The 14,423-nt window shown below is 63.8% G+C and carries 16 protein-coding genes; 6 read left to right on the plus strand and 10 right to left on the minus strand.

Annotated features, from left to right (window positions below):
• From LZ538_RS02585 to LZ538_RS02610, 6 genes are all read right to left on the minus strand, one after another.
• Complete coding sequence (locus LZ538_RS02585; RefSeq protein WP_249830431.1) at positions 1-1,716, minus strand: peptidoglycan D,D-transpeptidase FtsI family protein; 1,716 nt, start codon at positions 1,714-1,716, stop codon at positions 1-3.
• Entirely contained in the window at positions 1,713-2,408 is a 696-nt protein-coding gene (locus LZ538_RS02590) for a hypothetical protein (RefSeq protein WP_249830432.1), read from the minus strand. The genes LZ538_RS02585 and LZ538_RS02590 overlap by 4 nt, the downstream gene beginning before the upstream one ends.
• Complete coding sequence (rsmH, locus tag LZ538_RS02595; RefSeq protein WP_249830433.1) at positions 2,405-3,361, minus strand: 16S rRNA (cytosine(1402)-N(4))-methyltransferase RsmH; 957 nt, start codon at positions 3,359-3,361, stop codon at positions 2,405-2,407. Before rsmH ends, LZ538_RS02590 begins: the two co-directional genes overlap by 4 nt.
• The gene (locus LZ538_RS13335) at positions 3,358-3,849 is read right to left on the minus strand and encodes a division/cell wall cluster transcriptional repressor MraZ (RefSeq protein WP_249830434.1); all 492 of its coding nucleotides are present in this window, start codon (positions 3,847-3,849) and stop codon (positions 3,358-3,360) included. The genes rsmH and LZ538_RS13335 overlap by 4 nt, the downstream gene beginning before the upstream one ends.
• A 281-nt stretch (positions 3,850-4,130) precedes the next feature.
• Positions 4,131-4,853 (minus strand): motility-associated ABC transporter substrate-binding family protein, encoded by a 723-nt coding sequence (locus LZ538_RS02605; RefSeq protein WP_249830435.1) that lies wholly within the window; start codon positions 4,851-4,853, stop codon positions 4,131-4,133.
• Positions 4,850-5,083 (minus strand): hypothetical protein, encoded by a 234-nt coding sequence (locus LZ538_RS02610; RefSeq protein ID WP_249830436.1) that lies wholly within the window; start codon positions 5,081-5,083, stop codon positions 4,850-4,852. The genes LZ538_RS02605 and LZ538_RS02610 overlap by 4 nt, the downstream gene beginning before the upstream one ends.
• Before the next feature lie 85 nt (positions 5,084-5,168).
• On the opposite strand from LZ538_RS02610, the gene LZ538_RS02615 reads away from it, so the two are divergent.
• The 4 genes from LZ538_RS02615 (at position 5,169) to LZ538_RS02630 (ending at position 9,960) form a co-directional block, all read left to right on the plus strand.
• Positions 5,169-5,549, plus strand: coding sequence for a hypothetical protein (locus LZ538_RS02615; protein ID WP_249830437.1), 381 nt, complete (start codon positions 5,169-5,171; stop codon positions 5,547-5,549).
• A gap of 61 nt (positions 5,550-5,610) precedes the next feature.
• Positions 5,611-7,269 (plus strand): serine hydrolase domain-containing protein, encoded by a 1,659-nt coding sequence (locus LZ538_RS02620; protein ID WP_249830438.1) that lies wholly within the window; start codon positions 5,611-5,613, stop codon positions 7,267-7,269.
• 46 nt (positions 7,270-7,315) lie between these two features.
• Entirely contained in the window at positions 7,316-9,553 is a 2,238-nt protein-coding gene (purL, locus tag LZ538_RS02625) for a phosphoribosylformylglycinamidine synthase subunit PurL (protein ID WP_249830439.1), read from the plus strand.
• A complete protein-coding gene (locus tag LZ538_RS02630) occupies positions 9,553-9,960 on the plus strand; it encodes a DUF3052 domain-containing protein (protein ID WP_249830440.1) in 408 nt (135 codons plus the stop codon). The genes purL and LZ538_RS02630 overlap by 1 nt, the downstream gene beginning before the upstream one ends.
• Here the strand turns inward: LZ538_RS02630 and LZ538_RS02635 are convergent.
• Positions 9,957-10,322, minus strand: coding sequence for a hypothetical protein (locus tag LZ538_RS02635; RefSeq protein WP_249830441.1), 366 nt, complete (start codon positions 10,320-10,322; stop codon positions 9,957-9,959). The genes LZ538_RS02630 and LZ538_RS02635 overlap by 4 nt on opposite strands.
• Before the next feature lie 130 nt (positions 10,323-10,452).
• On the opposite strand from LZ538_RS02635, the gene LZ538_RS02640 reads away from it, so the two are divergent.
• Both LZ538_RS02640 and bfr read left to right on the plus strand, forming a co-directional pair.
• Positions 10,453-10,647 carry a (2Fe-2S)-binding protein gene (locus tag LZ538_RS02640; RefSeq protein ID WP_249830442.1) on the plus strand — a complete coding sequence of 65 codons (195 nt, stop codon included), beginning with the start codon at positions 10,453-10,455 and terminating at the stop codon, positions 10,645-10,647.
• Between the two features lie 54 nt (positions 10,648-10,701).
• Positions 10,702-11,184: a bacterioferritin gene (gene bfr, locus LZ538_RS02645; protein ID WP_249830443.1), complete on the plus strand. Its 483-nt coding sequence runs from the start codon at positions 10,702-10,704 to the stop codon at positions 11,182-11,184.
• On the opposite strand, the gene LZ538_RS02650 is transcribed toward bfr, so the two are convergent.
• From LZ538_RS02650 to LZ538_RS02660, 3 genes are all read right to left on the minus strand, one after another.
• Positions 11,181-11,615, minus strand: a complete 435-nt coding sequence (locus LZ538_RS02650) for an Hpt domain-containing protein (protein WP_249830444.1) — start codon at positions 11,613-11,615, stop codon at positions 11,181-11,183. The genes bfr and LZ538_RS02650 overlap by 4 nt on opposite strands.
• 76 nt (positions 11,616-11,691) lie before the next feature.
• A complete protein-coding gene (gene der, locus LZ538_RS02655) occupies positions 11,692-13,041 on the minus strand; it encodes a ribosome biogenesis GTPase Der (protein WP_249830445.1) in 1,350 nt (449 codons plus the stop codon).
• A 40-nt stretch (positions 13,042-13,081) separates the two neighbouring features.
• Positions 13,082-14,416 carry a PQQ-like beta-propeller repeat protein gene (locus LZ538_RS02660; RefSeq protein WP_249830446.1) on the minus strand — a complete coding sequence of 445 codons (1,335 nt, stop codon included), beginning with the start codon at positions 14,414-14,416 and terminating at the stop codon, positions 13,082-13,084.
• Positions 14,417-14,423 lie beyond the last annotated feature (7 nt).

Consider the following 14,423-nt stretch of genomic DNA (forward strand, 5'->3'; position numbering starts at 1 on the left):
TTAGTGCTCCGCTTTTTCGTGAACGAACGGAAGCACTTCCGCCATGTTCGGCTCGCGCGTCTTGTTCGGGTGCACGCCAAGCATCGGAGCGATCCGGCTGACAGTCCGGCTGATCACCGGTGCGACGTTCCAGCCGGCGGTATGGAAGCCGTAAGTGTCGGCGGTTGCTTTGGGATCGTCCAGCATTGCGACGACCACATAACGGGGTTCGTCCATCGGGAAAACGCCCGCGAACGTCGTGACCACCGCGGAGGATGTGTAATGGCCGTTGAGAAGCTTCTCCGCGGTGCCGGTCTTGCCACCGACGCGATAGCCGGGCGCATCCGCCTTCTTGCCGGTGCCTTGAGTGACAACCAGCCTGAGCAAAGCGCGCATGCGGTAGCTCGTATCCTCGGTGAACACGCGCACGCCCTTCGCCGGCGGATGGCGGCGGTCGACCTTCAACAAGGTCGCGGGCCGGTAGATGCCGCCGTTGAACAAAGTCGCATAGCCCGTCGCCAGGTGCAGCGGTGTGACCGCGATTCCGTGGCCGTAGCCGACGGTCATGACCTCCAGCGGCCCCCAATTGTTGCCCGGCGTGAGCGCCCGGGCCCGCTCCTTGAGCTCAATCTTCACCGGCCCAAGGAAGCCCATCTTCCCGAGGAAATATTGCTGTCTCTGAGCCCCGACCTGAGCGGCAATCTGCGCCGTCCCGATGTTGGAGCTTTCCTTCATGATCTCGGCGACGGTGCACGGACGCCCGAAAGGATGGGTGTCCGTGATCGTGTGCCCGTAGGCTCTCAAAGCGTCGGGACAATTGTAGATCTGGCCGAAGCTTTTGATGATGCCGCTATCCATCGCCATCGCGACTGTGAACGGCTTGAACGTCGAGCCGAGCTCGTAAACGCCGAGCGTAGCACGATTGAATCGTGCTTCCTGGCTGCCCTGGCCGGCTGCGTTCGGGTTCAGTTGCGGAAGCGAGGTCATCGCGAGGACTTCGCCGGTATGAATGTCCATGACGATGCCGGCCGCCCCTAACGCCGAGAACGTTGTCATCGCGTCGAGCAACTCATGCTCGAGAGCCTGCTGTAGCCGACTGTCGATCGACAATATCAAAGGATCGCCGCGGGTGGCCGCGTCCGACAAATAACCATCGAACGCGCGTTCCATGCCGGCAACGCCGTGCCCGTCGATATCTGTGTAGCCAATCACGTGCGCGCCAAGGCTCGTCTGAGGGTAGAGCCGGTCCGGCTCGCGCTGAACCGCGAGGCCTGGCTCACCCAGTGCGTTCACCGCTTCGACCAGGGCCGGTGCCGCGCGCCGGCGTAGGTAGAAGAACGGCTTACCCGAGGTCAGCAGCGCATAATATTGCTCTTCGCTCTTCTCCGGCATGAGCCGGGCAAGATTGCGAGCAAGCTCCAGCTTGCTGCCGATCACCTTGGTCGGGTGAAGCGCGATGATCCATGCGTCAATCGTTCGCGCCAGCGGCTCGCCGTCGCGGTCGACGATATCGCCGCGGTCCGGGATGAGCGTCGTCAGCCCGACCTTCCGCCCAGCATGATCGCCGAACGCTGCGAGGTACAGGATTCGGAGCGCGATCAACGCGATCACGCCGGCGTAGACCAGCATGCCGAACATCAGCCGCTGGTGCATCAGGGCGAGGAGCTGGCGACGCTGGCCGACGAGCCGAAGCCGCTCGGGCCGTGGCGCGACGAGAGCGGGCGTCGGAGCGTTCATTGCGTCTTGGCGGAGTCCTTGGGCGTTTTCTTGACGGTGGGCGTAGCGGGCTTGGCCTGCAGCGGCGCGAGCGGATCGACCTTCGCCATCCGCACCTCTTTTGTCACCGGTTTGGCGGCCGCGAGGCCCGGCTTATCCACGGATTTCTTTTTGTCCGGCTTCGCCGCCGCGGCCGGAGCATCCGTGGACTTCAGCCCGGACGCCGGGGGCACGGCGGCGGGCTTTGCCGGGACCTCGCGCGTCCCGGATATCTTCAAACTTGCTTCATGGAACAGCGCGCGTGGATTCGACGCGGGGACCTTGCCCGTGTCATCCGCAGCAGGCTCGCCGATCGGCGCGCTCGCACCAGGCGCCGGCGCCGCGGCAAGCACGACAGGCGCGTCAAATTCCACCTTGCGCTCCGGCCTTGCGAGGCGGGCGAGCTCAAAGCTCCCCCCGAGCAACTGGTCGGCGGACGGCGCCGACAAGGCGAGCACCTTCACATTCCAGCGCTCCAGCTGGGCGAGGCGTCCGCGCGTACCGATCTCCGTCTGGAGCACGCGAAGGTCGCGCTGTGCCAGGACGATCTTGGTTTCGACATCTTCCAGCGAAGCGCGTTCGGATGCGACGCGAAGCGACACGAGATAGCAGCCAAGTGCTGCACCGGCGCAACTCGCGACCATGAAGACGGAGCGGAAGCTACGGGCACTCATTGCAAGGTGGCCTTCCATGCTGGGGCCGAGGTGCGCACCGCGCTGCGCAGCCGCGCCGAGCGGGCACGGGGATTCGCGGCCAGTTCGCGCTCCGTCGGGGAAACCGGCTTGGCGACCCGATCGAAAGTCGGTTCCTTCGGGTCGACAAGCACGGGACGGTGGCGCGAACCGGCCGGCGTCCCTCCGCTGCGCTCGCGGAAGAAGCGTTTAACGATGCGGTCCTCGAGACTGTGAAAGGTGACGACGGCCAGCCGGCCGCCAGGACGAAGTGCGCGTTCGGCGGCTTCAAGGCCCTGCTCGAGCTCCTCGAGTTCCGCGTTCAGGTGGATGCGGATCGCCTGGAATGTTCGCGTCGCCGGATCGCTCTTCTGCCCCGGCCAGAAGCCGGCGGCGCGGCGCACGATTGCAGCGAGCTCACCGGTGCGCCCGATCGGCCGTCCGGCCACGATTGCGCGTGCGATCGAACGGGCGCGCGGCTCCTCGCCATATTCGCGAAGGACGCGTGCGATCTCCGCTTCGTCGGCCTCGTTGACGAATTCGGCGGCGGTGAGCCCCGCCTGGCTCATCCGCATGTCGAGCGGCCCGTCAGTCTGGAAGGAGAAGCCCCGTTCCGCGCGGTCGAGCTGCATCGAGCTCACGCCGATATCCAGGGCGATTGCGTCGACCTGCCCGATGCCGCGCTCCGCCAGGACGCGGTCCATCTGGCTGAAATTCTCATTCACCAATGTCAGCCGGGCGTCCGGGACGAGTGACCTTCCTTCCTCGATCGCGTCGGGGTCGCGATCGAAGGCGATCACTCGTCCCGCCCCCCAGGCAAGAATGGCTTTGGTGTAACCGCCCGCTCCGAATGTCCCGTCGACGACCGTCGCGCCCTCCTGAAGAGCGAGCGCCTCGACGACCTCGCCGACCAGCACAGGCACATGGGGGCCGATGTTCCTGCCGGCGCCGGTCATGCGGAGGCTCCGCGCTCTTCGAGGCGGAAGCGAGCGATGTCCTTGAGGTCCTCAGGGATGCGCGCGTCGCCCAGCAGCAATTGCGGGTTCCAGATCTGGAATGTCTCACCGGTGCCGAGGAAAAGGACGAGATCTTCGATCTGCCCTTTGCGGCGCATCATCGGGGGCATGAGGATTCGGCCCGAACTGTCGTAAGGCACTTCCTCGGTGGCGGCGAACGCCATCAGATTGCGCTGCTGATATTCCAGCTGCGCGTCGGGGCTGGTCTCTTCCTTCTCGAGCAGGCGCTCCAGCTTGGCATGCTTGAGCGCGGCATATGCGGGGTCGTAGGCGCTGAGGCAGGGGAAAGCCTCGTGCTTGGCGAGGACCACGGTGCGGGCGTCGCCGCGGCGTTCGATCACGGTGCGCAGGAATGACGGGATGGATACGCGGCCCTTTCCATCGACCGCGTTCAGCGCGCTGCCCTGAAACAGATGCTCTAGCGCCACGCCAAACCACTCCCCTTCGCAGCGCGCGAGACGTCGTTCGCGGAGACGCGCTTTCACGTGCTCCGCGGCAGGATCGAATCAACGGGATCGCCCCCCGCGCTACAGCCTGTGTTGGTAACTCAACGGGCTGCGGGATACAACGGGATTTTATGGGATTTTATGGGATTGATTGGAAAATCGCGGTTTTCAGCGGTTTTCTTTGACGCTCATGCGGGATGTTCGATGCTCCTGCCAACCCTTTGAACCCTGTGGATAAGTCTGTGACTCGCGAATCGCATGGCTCACTCGCGCTCAAGCGTATTGAGCTCCGCGAGCACAGCATCGAGATTCTGCTGTGCGCCGGCGATATGATCGACGTCGATCAGGTCGGCGTCGGCAATCACCGTCGCCTTGCCCCGGCCCACAGCGCAACGGGCCACGAGGCCGTTTGCCTCGATTTCGCAATCGCCGACCAGCGAGCCCGGTGAATTCGCGATGATGTCGTAGCTCCCCAGCTTCATCTGCCGCGGTCCGCGGCGATCGGGAGCGTCGAGCCTCAGACCCCAGTGCCCGAGCAGCCCGGTGTCGGCAAACGTCGGCGTCGGCCGCAGTGGGTCGCCGAGCGGCCTTTCGCTTGGCCATTCCAGCATAGGATCCGCGAGCAGGAGCACGCGCCCGCCGCTGCGAACCCAATCATCCAGCGCGACCAGATTTTCTGGCGTCTGGGCGCGAGGATGCGCCATCAGGAGCAGACGGCCCTTGGCGAGCTCATTTGAGTCGGCAACGCTGATCGGCAGTACGCGATAGCGACCTTGCAAAGCCCTGAGCGCAGGCGAGCCAACATTGTTGATCGCGAAGTCCTCGCCGAACATCAGCGGCAAGCTGGTCAACAGGAGCAGTGGCGGCTTCGAAGCCTCGTTCGGCCTGCTGCCTAGACTATCTCGCCGAGCGGCAAAGGCAATCGCCGCGAGTATCAGCGCCAGCAACACGGCCGCCGCGACGGCGGCCCGCAGCCGCCGGCTCATTGTCCGTCGGCGGCGCTGTTATTCGACGTGGCAGAAGCGCCCGGCGCCACGCCCAGCTCGGCGAGCGGTTCGTTCGGCTCGTTCTGCACGACTTGCTGCGACCCATTTGAATTATCGTCGCCGCTCGATTTGCTGATGATCGAGCCGAGCAGAACGAGCAGGAAGGCAAAGGCCAGACCCGTCAAGCCGATGCGAATCCGCTGGGCGCTGCTACCGGCTTGATCAGGCATCGCAATCGACGAAGCTATGTCCCGCTTCGACAATATGCAAGCAGCCCGATTGACTGTTGTTCACTATGGTGCGCAAGGCGCGCTCATGACTCGCACTCCTCTGCTCATCACGCTCGCGGCGGCCGCTGCGCTCGCCGGCTGCAACAGCGAAAGCCACACCATCGTTTCGGGACCCGACGAAGGCGAGCCGACGAACGTCGCCGCCAACGCCAACGTGACGCTTCCTCCGTCGATCTCGGCGAGCAAGGTCTATCGTTGCGCCGACAATGACGTCGTGTACGTCGACTGGATGTCGGACGGAACGGCGAACATCCGCGCCAAGAAGGACGATAATCCAACGCACCTGAGCGCGGCCCAGCCGGGCAAGCCTCTGACCGCGCAAGGTTTCTCACTCAACGGCGCGCCAACGGCGTCCAGCGTGAAGATCGCTGTCCCCGGCCAGTCGGAAGAGACCTGCAAAGCTTGATCGGTCTTTTCCGTATTCTTGCTCCGTGGCCTCATCTCTGCTGAGGCTGCGGAATTCTCCCATGCTTGCAACCCGCCGCACCTTCGCAATCGGCTCGCTGAGCGCGATCGCCGCTCTGCAAATTCCCACGCGCGCGTTCGCTCAAGCATCCGGCGGAATGGGCGCCGCGTTGGACTCGATCCGCGCTTATGCCGAGGCGCATCGGCGACGGTACGGCCTGCCGGGACTGACGCTCGCGCTGACTACGCCGGATGGCCTGAACACGGTCCTCAATTTCGGGCTGGCAGACGCCGACGCGCGCGCGCCAATCGGATCCGACACGCTGTTTCAGATCGGGTCGATCAGCAAATGTTTCGTCGGCGCACTGCTGCATCAATATGCATCTGAAGGCCGCTTCAAGCTCAGCGATCGCCTGAACGCATTGCTTCCTTCGGTGCCGCTTCCGGAAGGAAATGCGGTGACCGTCCAGCATTTGCTGGATCATGTCGCTGGCCTCCCCGGAGACGCGCCAGCCTTCCCCGACGGCGGTCTTTGGACCGCCTATGCGCCGGGCGCTCACTGGCATTATTCAAACACCGGCTATGACATCCTGGGTAAGCTGGCGGAGCATGTCGGCGGCAAGCCGCTGGCTCAGCTTCTTCGCGACCGGATGTTCGTTCCGCTCGGCATGCGTCGCAGCCGCGGCGCAATCACCTGGGCCGACCGCCCGCAATATGCGCAAGGCTATGACGCCGCCGACATGTCCGCTCCCTGGGTCTGGGGAACACCGCTCGAACCGTCCGCCTGGGTCGACGTGACGTTCGGCGCCGGAAGCATCGGATCGACCGGCGACGACATGGTCCTGTTCCTTCGCTCGTTGGCGAATGCGGCGCAGGGCAAGGGCGGGTTGGGCCTCGGACCTCAGCAAGGCCTCGCCTTTACCCGCCAAGCGGTGCCCAGCGACACGCCCGGAATGCGCTACGGAAATGGCCTGATGCACGTCGCGAACGCGGGCCGCTCCTACCTGCATCATACCGGCGGCATGGTGAGCTTTTCCTCGTCCTTCCACCTGGACGTGGCAAACGGCATCGGCGCCTTCGCAAGCACGAACCTGAGCGGCTTTGCGGGCTACAGACCGCGGTTACTGACTCGCTTTGCCGTGGACGCGTTGACTCATGCTGGGGCAGGACGGCCACTGCCCTCTCCGCCACCATTCGATACGCCGCTCACGAATGCTGCCTCCTACGTTGGCAGATACAGCGGGCCAGCCGGCGAGTTCGAAATCCGAGCAGGCAGTCCGCTGACGATCGTCGCCGGTGGAGAGTCGGCGCCACTCCAGTCCTGGGGCGGCGAGACCTTTCGGACATTGCATCCCGCCTTTCGTTTCTTCTCTTTGCTGTTCGAGCGCAAAGGCACGACCGTCTCGCGGGCTCACTGGGGTCCGGCAAGCTTCGTGCGCGCCGGCAGCGGAGCCGCCCTGACGGCGTCCGATCCGGAACTCGCCAAGCTCGCCGGCCGGTTCGTCAATGACAGCCCGTGGTGGGGCACGAATGTGATAGTGGAGCGCGGCGGCAAGCTTTGGCTCGGCACGGAAACGCCCCTCACGCGAATCTCGAATAATGTCTGGCGGGTTGGCGAGGAGTCATGGTCGCCCGAACGGGCCGCGTTCACAGACTTCATCGACGGACGGCCGCAGACCTTGATCTTCTCCGGCGAAAAGTTCCTGAGGCACGACGTCTAGGACGCTGCCCTAGCCGCCGCTTCGCACGCCCGCTAATGGGCCGCGCATGGACGTTCTAGAAGCTCCCCTCATCACAGCCGAAACCGTCGCCGAGCACGGGCTCAGCCCCGACGAATATCACCGCATCCTGAAAGCGCTCGGGCGCGAGCCGAACCTCGTCGAGCTCGGCATCTTCTCGGTCATGTGGTCGGAGCATTGCAGCTACAAGAGCTCGCGCGTCCACCTGAAAAAGCTGCCGACCGAGGCGCCGTGGGTGATCCAAGGGCCCGGCGAGAATGCCGGCGTGATCGATATCGGCGACGGGCACGCGGCGATCTTCAAGATGGAGAGCCATAACCATCCGTCTTACATTGAGCCCTATCAGGGCGCGGCGACCGGCGTCGGCGGCATCCTGCGCGATGTGTTCACCATGGGTGCGCGGCCCGTCGCGAACATGAATGCATTGCGGTTCGGTCGGCCAGATCATCCCAGGATGCGGCATCTGATCGCGGGTGTGGTCGCGGGCATCGGCGGCTACGGCAATTGCGTTGGCGTCCCGACCGTAGGCGGCGAAGTGAACTTCGACACTGCCTATGACGGCAACATCCTCGTCAACGCAATGACGGTCGGCGTCGCCAGGACCGACAAGATTTTCTATTCGGCCGCCAGCGGCATCGGCAATCCGATCGTCTACGTAGGCTCGAAGACCGGCCGGGACGGGATTCATGGCGCAACCATGGCGTCCGCCGACTTCGACGAGAATAGCGACGAGAAGCGGCCCACCGTCCAGGTTGGCGATCCCTTCACCGAGAAACTTCTGATCGAGGCGTGCCTGGAGCTGATGGCGACGGACGCGATCGTCGCCATCCAGGACATGGGCGCCGCTGGCCTCACCTCTTCGTCCGTGGAGATGGCGAGCAAGGGCGGCGCCGGCATCCGCCTCGACATGAATAAGGTGCCCTGCCGCGAAGAAGGCATGACGCCGTACGAAATGATGCTCTCCGAAAGCCAGGAGCGCATGCTGATGGTCTTGAAGCCGGGTCGCGAGGCGGAGGCCGAGAAGATCTTCCGCAAGTGGGAGCTGGACTTCGCGGTGATCGGCGAAGTCACGGACACCGGTCATATGGTGCTCGAGTTCGATGGCGACGTGGTCTGCGACATCCCGCTCAGACCCCTGGCCGACGACGCGCCCTGCTACGACCGGCCTCACATGAGCCTCGACGAATATAAGTCCTGGGCCAGGGTCAAGCCGCTCGGAGACATGCCCGAGAGCACGGACATCGCCGCGGACCTGCTGAAGCTGATCGCCTCGCCCAATCTCGCTTCGCGGCGCTGGATCTGGGAGCAGTACGATCAGTCGGTCGGCGCCGACACGGTGCAGCGGCCAGGCGGAGACGCCGCCGTGGTCCGCGTACACGGTACCAGCAAGGCGCTGGCGATCACTACCGACTGCACGCCGCGTTATTGCTATGCGGATCCGTACGAAGGCGGGAAGCAGGCGATCGCGGAGGCGTATCGCAACCTCTGCGCGGTCGGCGCGAAGCCGCTCGCGGTCACCAATTGCCTCAACTTCGGCAACCCGCAGCGCCCGGAGATCATGGCCCAGTTCGTCGAATGCCTCCGCGGCATGGGCGATGCTTGCCGCGCTCTCGACTTCCCGATCATCAGCGGCAACGTCTCGCTCTACAACGAGAGCAAGGCGACCGGCGGCGGAAGCGCCATCCTGCCCACGCCGGCCATCGGCGCGGTCGGACTGCTGGAGGATTGGCAACGGAATGCGAGCGTCGGGTTCAAGGGCGAGGGCGAGACGCTCGTGCTGCTTGGGCACTCCACCGGCCACGTCGGCCAGTCGCTCTGGCTGGACGTGATCCATGGTCGACGCGATGGTCCGCCTCCTCCGACCGATCTGGACGTCGAAAGCCGGCTCGGCGAATTGCTGCGGAAGCTGATCGGACGCGGACTGGTGTCGGCAGCGCACGACGTGGCTGATGGCGGAGCGCTCGTGGCCATCGCCGAAATGGCGCTCGCCGGCGGCCTGGGCGTCGAGGTCACCCTTCCCAACGTGGCGAACCCGGCCGCAATCCTTTTCGGGGAGGACCAGGGTCGCGCATTGGTCACGACAGCGGACGCGGATGCGGTGATCGCCGAAGCGACGGCCGCCAACCTGTTCGCCGCATCGATCGGCAAAACGGGCGGGGACTGTGTAGCGGGACCTGGATTCAACGCGTCGCTTAGCGATCTGCGCGCTGCTCATGAAGGCTTCTTCCCGAGGCTGATGGGGGCCGAACTCACCCCGGAGTTCTGATGCCTGCCGGCTACTCGGGTACGCCACTCGCAAAAAAGCTGTCGCTGAAGGACGGCATGCGTGTCTGGTGGGATGACGTCCCGCATACGGTCCGCGACGAAATCGCAGCCGAAGACTTGCAGCTCAAGCTGCTGACCATTCCGGAAGCCCCGATCGATGCGGCGAACGTCTTCGTGATCGAACGACCGAAGCTCGAGGCGACTCTCCATCAACTCATGCCGTTGCTCGCTCCATCGGGCTTCATCTGGGTCAGCTGGCCGAAGAAGGCGTCGAAGGTTCCCACCGACATCACTGAGGACACGATCCGCGAGGTCTGCCTGCCGATGGGCCTGGTTGACGTAAAGGTTTGCGCGATCGACGAGGTCTGGTCGGGCCTCAAGCTGCTGCGTCGAAAGGCCCGGCCCTAACTCTTCTTCTTCTTTTTGGGCGCCGCCTTGGGCTCCTCGACGATGCGGTACGGTTGAAATTCGCAAAGCGTCGTCGACGACTGGACGTAGACGATGTCCTTCGTCCCGTCCGCTTTGATCATCACCGGCACGTCGTCCTTCATCTGCCAGAATTTCAAATCGTCCGGGCCCATGATCTGAGGCATGCCGTACTTGATGTAGTTGCTCTTGCTGAAGGCCACCGGCGTGTCGCTCTTGAACCAGTCCAGCTTCGACGCGGAGACATGGCCGGTCGGAACCAGCTTGTCGCCCTGCACGGCACAATAAGCCGCGGGCTCGGCCGGCTGAACTGCAATTGCCAGGGCAATGATCGCGGGGTTCATGACAGGCTCCCTCGACTCAGGAGAAGCAAGTCGCCTTTAGCTCTCTCGCGTGACAGATGAAAGGTAAACCGTTTTAACGCAAAGATAATGCTACTTGCGAATAAGTCGCATTATCGATTATATAGGCAGGATGATTGTCTGCCTTTGCAACCGTCTGACCGAATCCGACGTCCGAGAAGCGGGGCGCCGCGGCGCGGCAACGCCCGAGACCGCCTATGCCTCGCTCGGGTGCGACGTGCAGTGCGGCTGTTGCCTCGACTACGCCCAGGAGGTCCTTGCGGAGGAACGGCCGAAGCGTCCGCACCTGCGCGTCGTCGCCGCCTGACTTGACCGTTGTTAATTGCCGGCGCATCGCGCCCTTCGCGACGCGGAGGTGAGGATGAAGGGCGATCCCAAGGTCATCGAGCTGCTGAACGACGCGCTCAAGGAAGAGCTGACCGCGATCAACCAATATTGGCTGCACTATCGCATGCTCGACAATTGGGGCGTGGCCAAGCTCGCCGAATATGAGCGCAGCGAATCCATTGACGAGATGAAGCATGCCGACCGCCTGGCCGAGCGGATCCTGTTCCTCGACGGCCTACCCAATTTCCAGGCGCTTGGGCGCTTGCGGATCGGCGAGAATGTCGAGGAAATACTGCGCGCCGACATGGATGCGGAGCAGCAGGGCGCGACCCTGTATCGTGAGCTAATCGCTCACGCTGAGACCGTTCGGGATTACGTGACGCGCGATCTGGCAGGCGAGATCCTCGCCGATGAAGAGAAGCACATCGACTTCATCGAGACGCAGTTCGAGTTGATCGGGCGGATGGGCCTGCAGAATTACATCCAGCTTCAGAGCGAAGCCGCCGAGAGCGACTAGATCCGACCGAAATTCTGGTTGGTGACCTTGCGCCCGAAGCCAGCCTGGCCTGACCGGGTCATGAGAGGGTTGGTTGCCCTGTCGAAGAGATGGACAGTCTGATCGAACAGATTCCGTAACTCGACGACCTGCGGAACGAGCTCGTCCGGGAAGCGATGGGTTTCAACGCACAGGCGAGCGGTGGATTCGATCAATTCCGCGATCTTGGCGAGCGGCTCGGCGCCGAGCTGCCGGGCTTCGCCCTTGATCGTGTGCGCAGGGATGACGAGCGCAGGAGTATTCTCCTCACGCATCGCTTCCTCGATCTGCGCGACGGACTTCGAGCCATCCTCGCGGAAATAGCTAAGGATCCGGATGAAACCCGGTCCCAGCTCCGAGCGATTCTTCTCGAATAGCCCCCAGTCGACGATATCCGGCTGCTCGTCGTTCACTTTAATTCCTCGCCTCCCGATCCGTTCGGGCGTGCTCCCACGCCGTCATTGCTAAGGGCAAAGAGTAAACTTTGGCTTAGCGTGTCCGCCGATCGAAGGGATTTGCCCTGCCGCGAAATTCCAACCGCAGCGGCACCGGCCCGAGTTTCAGGTCGCGGCGCATCGCATTGAGGAGATACCGTCGATAGCTGTCCGGAAGCTCTTCGAGCCGATTTCCGAAGACGACGAAACTCGGGGGCCTGGATTTCACCTGGGTGATGTAGCGCAGCTTGATCCGCTGACCTTTCGGCGCAGGCGGAGGATTGGCTTCGACAGCAGCCTCGAACCAGCGGTTGAGCTCTCCCGTCGGGATGCGCTTGCTCCAGGCGTCGCGCAGGTCGAACGCCACGTCCAGCACGGTGTCGATGCCCTTGCCGGTTTTCGCCGACACTGTGAGCAAAGGCACGTCGCGCAATTGCGACAGGCCCTCTGAGAGCGCCGCTTTCACTCCGTTGAACAGTGAGGACGCGTTCTCCGCGACATCCCATTTATTGAGCGCGAGGATCAGCGCGCGCCCTTCTTCGATCGTTTGCGATGCGATCCGCAAATCCTGAGATTCGAGGCCGCGCGTCGCATCGAGCAAGAGCACTACAACCTCGGCATAGTCGATGGCTCGGCGCGTGTCGGCGGCCGACAGGCGTTCAAGCTTGTCGTCGACCTTGGACCGCTTCCTCAGTCCTGCGGTATCGACCAGCCGCACAGGCCGGCCCTTCCATTCCCAGTCGAGGCTGATGGAGTCCCTCGTGATCCCGGCTTCCGGCCCGGTAATCATCCTATCCTCGCCAATCATCCGGTTGACGAGAGTCGATTTGCCTGCGTTCGGGCGGCCCACGATCGCGACCTTCAGCGCGTGCTCGCCCTCCTCTTCCTCGTCGGCCTCGAAATGTTCGTGCTCGACGTGCGGGCGAAGCGCCTCGAACAGGTCGGCAACGCCTTCCCCATGCTCCGCACTGATCGCAACCGGATCGCCAAGGCCCAGACGATAGGCCTCATAAGCCCCTTCCTGCCCTGCCCTGCCTTCGGCCTTGTTTGCCACCACGATGACGGGTGTAGTCTCGGCGCGAAGCCAGCGGGCAATTTCCTCGTCGAGCGGAGTGACGCCCTCGCGGCCATCGATCAGGAACAAGGCCGCATCCGCATCGCGCACAGCAGCCTCGGTCTGCTGGCGCATTCGACCGGGCAAGGTTTGGGGATCTTCATCTTCGAACCCGGCCGTATCGAATATGCGGAACTCCAGCCCCAGCAGGTTCGCGTCGCCCTCACGCCGGTCGCGCGTCACCCCCGGCTGATCGTCGACGAGCGCCAGCCGCTTGCCGACCAGGCGGTTGAACAGAGTCGACTTGCCCACATTAGGGCGGCCGACAATCGCTACGGTAGGCAAGGGCATGGAAGGGCCGATAGCAGCGCCTTGCGGCGCGCGGGAGGCCTTACCTGTACGCGTGCAGCTGCGCGGCGTCGTCGTAGATGTAGAGCGTCGAATTGGCGACGACCGGCGGCAGGCTGATGCCGGCGCTCACCCGCGTCTGGCTCTGATAGCTTCCGCTTGCCGGATCGACGTTTACGATGACACCGTTCGATCCGACCACGATCAGCCGGTCGCCAGCGAGGATGGGACCCTTATAGTCGATCTGCGCCTTCTTCGACTTGGGGCGCTGGAACTGCGGCAGCTGGTTAACCCAGCGAATGTGACCGTTGCTGCGCTGGATGCAGATCAGCTTGGCATCGTCCGTGACGACGAACACCCAGTCGGGCGTGACCCACGGCGTCGCGATGCCCGCGATGTTGAGCTCCCACTGGCGCTGACCGCTCGTGAGCTCGAGCGCGACCATACGACCGCCCTGACCGAGCGCGATCACCTGGCCGTTGTCGATGACCGGGCTCGCGTCGATGTCGGAAAGAGACGCCACGCTGGTCTGAATGCTCGTGCGCTGGAGCGCGTCCTGCCAAACCATACGTCCGTTCTCGTAGCGATAAGCATTCAGCTCGCCGGACGAGAAGCCAGCGACCACGGTGCCGGAACCGACAGCAGGAGAAGCGGAGCCGAAGATCCCCGCGATCTCCAGTGCCGCCGCCTGCGACCAGTTGGTCGCACCGTCAGCCTCCTTGAGCGAGAAAATCTGGTTGTCCTGAGTCATCACATAAATTGTGTCGGCGGCCACCGTCGGAGCGCCGCGAAGCGGGCCAGCCGGGCGCACCTGCCAGACAATGCCTCCGTTTCGCTCGTCCATCGACGCGACATATCCGAGGCCGTTGGTGGCGATGATACGTCCGTTCGAATAGGCGATGCCGCCGCCGTATAGCGACGCTTCATTGCCTTTATCGCTGGGGGTTTGGCTTGCCCAAAGCAGCGCCCCGGTTTGCGCGTCGAATGAGCGCACCGCTCCGAGCGTGTCGATCGTGAAGATGTGCCCGTTGGCAACGATGGGAGCCGCAGCGAGCCGCGCCGTCAGGCTACTGCCGCGTCCGGCCGAAACCGTGAACGCCTGCCCCAGCGCCGTGCCGAGCGCCAGGTGGCCCATCGACTTGGTCGCATTGCCGCCCGTCATGGCCCAATCGGTGTTCGCGACTGCCGGAGGCAGGCTCATCGGCATCGACAGCGTCGCCGGATCGACCTGTACGTCGCCCTCGACGTCGAGAACCGGAATGCGCTCGCCGAGCACGGGGGTCTTGGGCGCCGACTTCTTGAACACGCTGCAGCCGCTGCCCGCGAGCAGGACGGCAGCGAGGACGGCAATTCGCAGGTTCTTATTCTTATGGATCATCGTCGGT

The organism is Sphingomonas hankyongi, from assembly GCF_023516575.1.
Taxonomy (GTDB): domain Bacteria; phylum Pseudomonadota; class Alphaproteobacteria; order Sphingomonadales; family Sphingomonadaceae; genus Sphingomicrobium; species Sphingomicrobium hankyongi.

Coding starts and splice junctions, on each gene's coding strand:
- LZ538_RS02635 (WP_249830441.1), bottom strand. CDS start 10,322: ATGAACCCCGCGATCATTGCCCTGGCAATTGCAGTTCAGCCGGCCGAG.
- der (WP_249830445.1), bottom strand. CDS start 13,041: ATGCCCTTGCCTACCGTAGCGATTGTCGGCCGCCCTAATGTGGGCAAG.
- LZ538_RS02640 (WP_249830442.1), top strand. CDS start 10,453: ATGATTGTCTGCCTTTGCAACCGTCTGACCGAATCCGACGTCCGAGAA.
- LZ538_RS02620 (WP_249830438.1), top strand. CDS start 5,611: ATGCTTGCAACCCGCCGCACCTTCGCAATCGGCTCGCTGAGCGCGATC.
- LZ538_RS02585 (WP_249830431.1), bottom strand. CDS start 1,716: ATGAACGCTCCGACGCCCGCTCTCGTCGCGCCACGGCCCGAGCGGCTT.
- LZ538_RS02605 (WP_249830435.1), bottom strand. CDS start 4,853: ATGAGCCGGCGGCTGCGGGCCGCCGTCGCGGCGGCCGTGTTGCTGGCG.
- LZ538_RS02615 (WP_249830437.1), top strand. CDS start 5,169: ATGACTCGCACTCCTCTGCTCATCACGCTCGCGGCGGCCGCTGCGCTC.
- purL (WP_249830439.1), top strand. CDS start 7,316: ATGGACGTTCTAGAAGCTCCCCTCATCACAGCCGAAACCGTCGCCGAG.
- LZ538_RS02630 (WP_249830440.1), top strand. CDS start 9,553: ATGCCTGCCGGCTACTCGGGTACGCCACTCGCAAAAAAGCTGTCGCTG.
- LZ538_RS02610 (WP_249830436.1), bottom strand. CDS start 5,083: ATGCCTGATCAAGCCGGTAGCAGCGCCCAGCGGATTCGCATCGGCTTG.
- LZ538_RS02590 (WP_249830432.1), bottom strand. CDS start 2,408: ATGAGTGCCCGTAGCTTCCGCTCCGTCTTCATGGTCGCGAGTTGCGCC.
- rsmH (WP_249830433.1), bottom strand. CDS start 3,361: ATGACCGGCGCCGGCAGGAACATCGGCCCCCATGTGCCTGTGCTGGTC.
- LZ538_RS02660 (WP_249830446.1), bottom strand. CDS start 14,416: ATGATCCATAAGAATAAGAACCTGCGAATTGCCGTCCTCGCTGCCGTC.
- bfr (WP_249830443.1), top strand. CDS start 10,702: ATGAAGGGCGATCCCAAGGTCATCGAGCTGCTGAACGACGCGCTCAAG.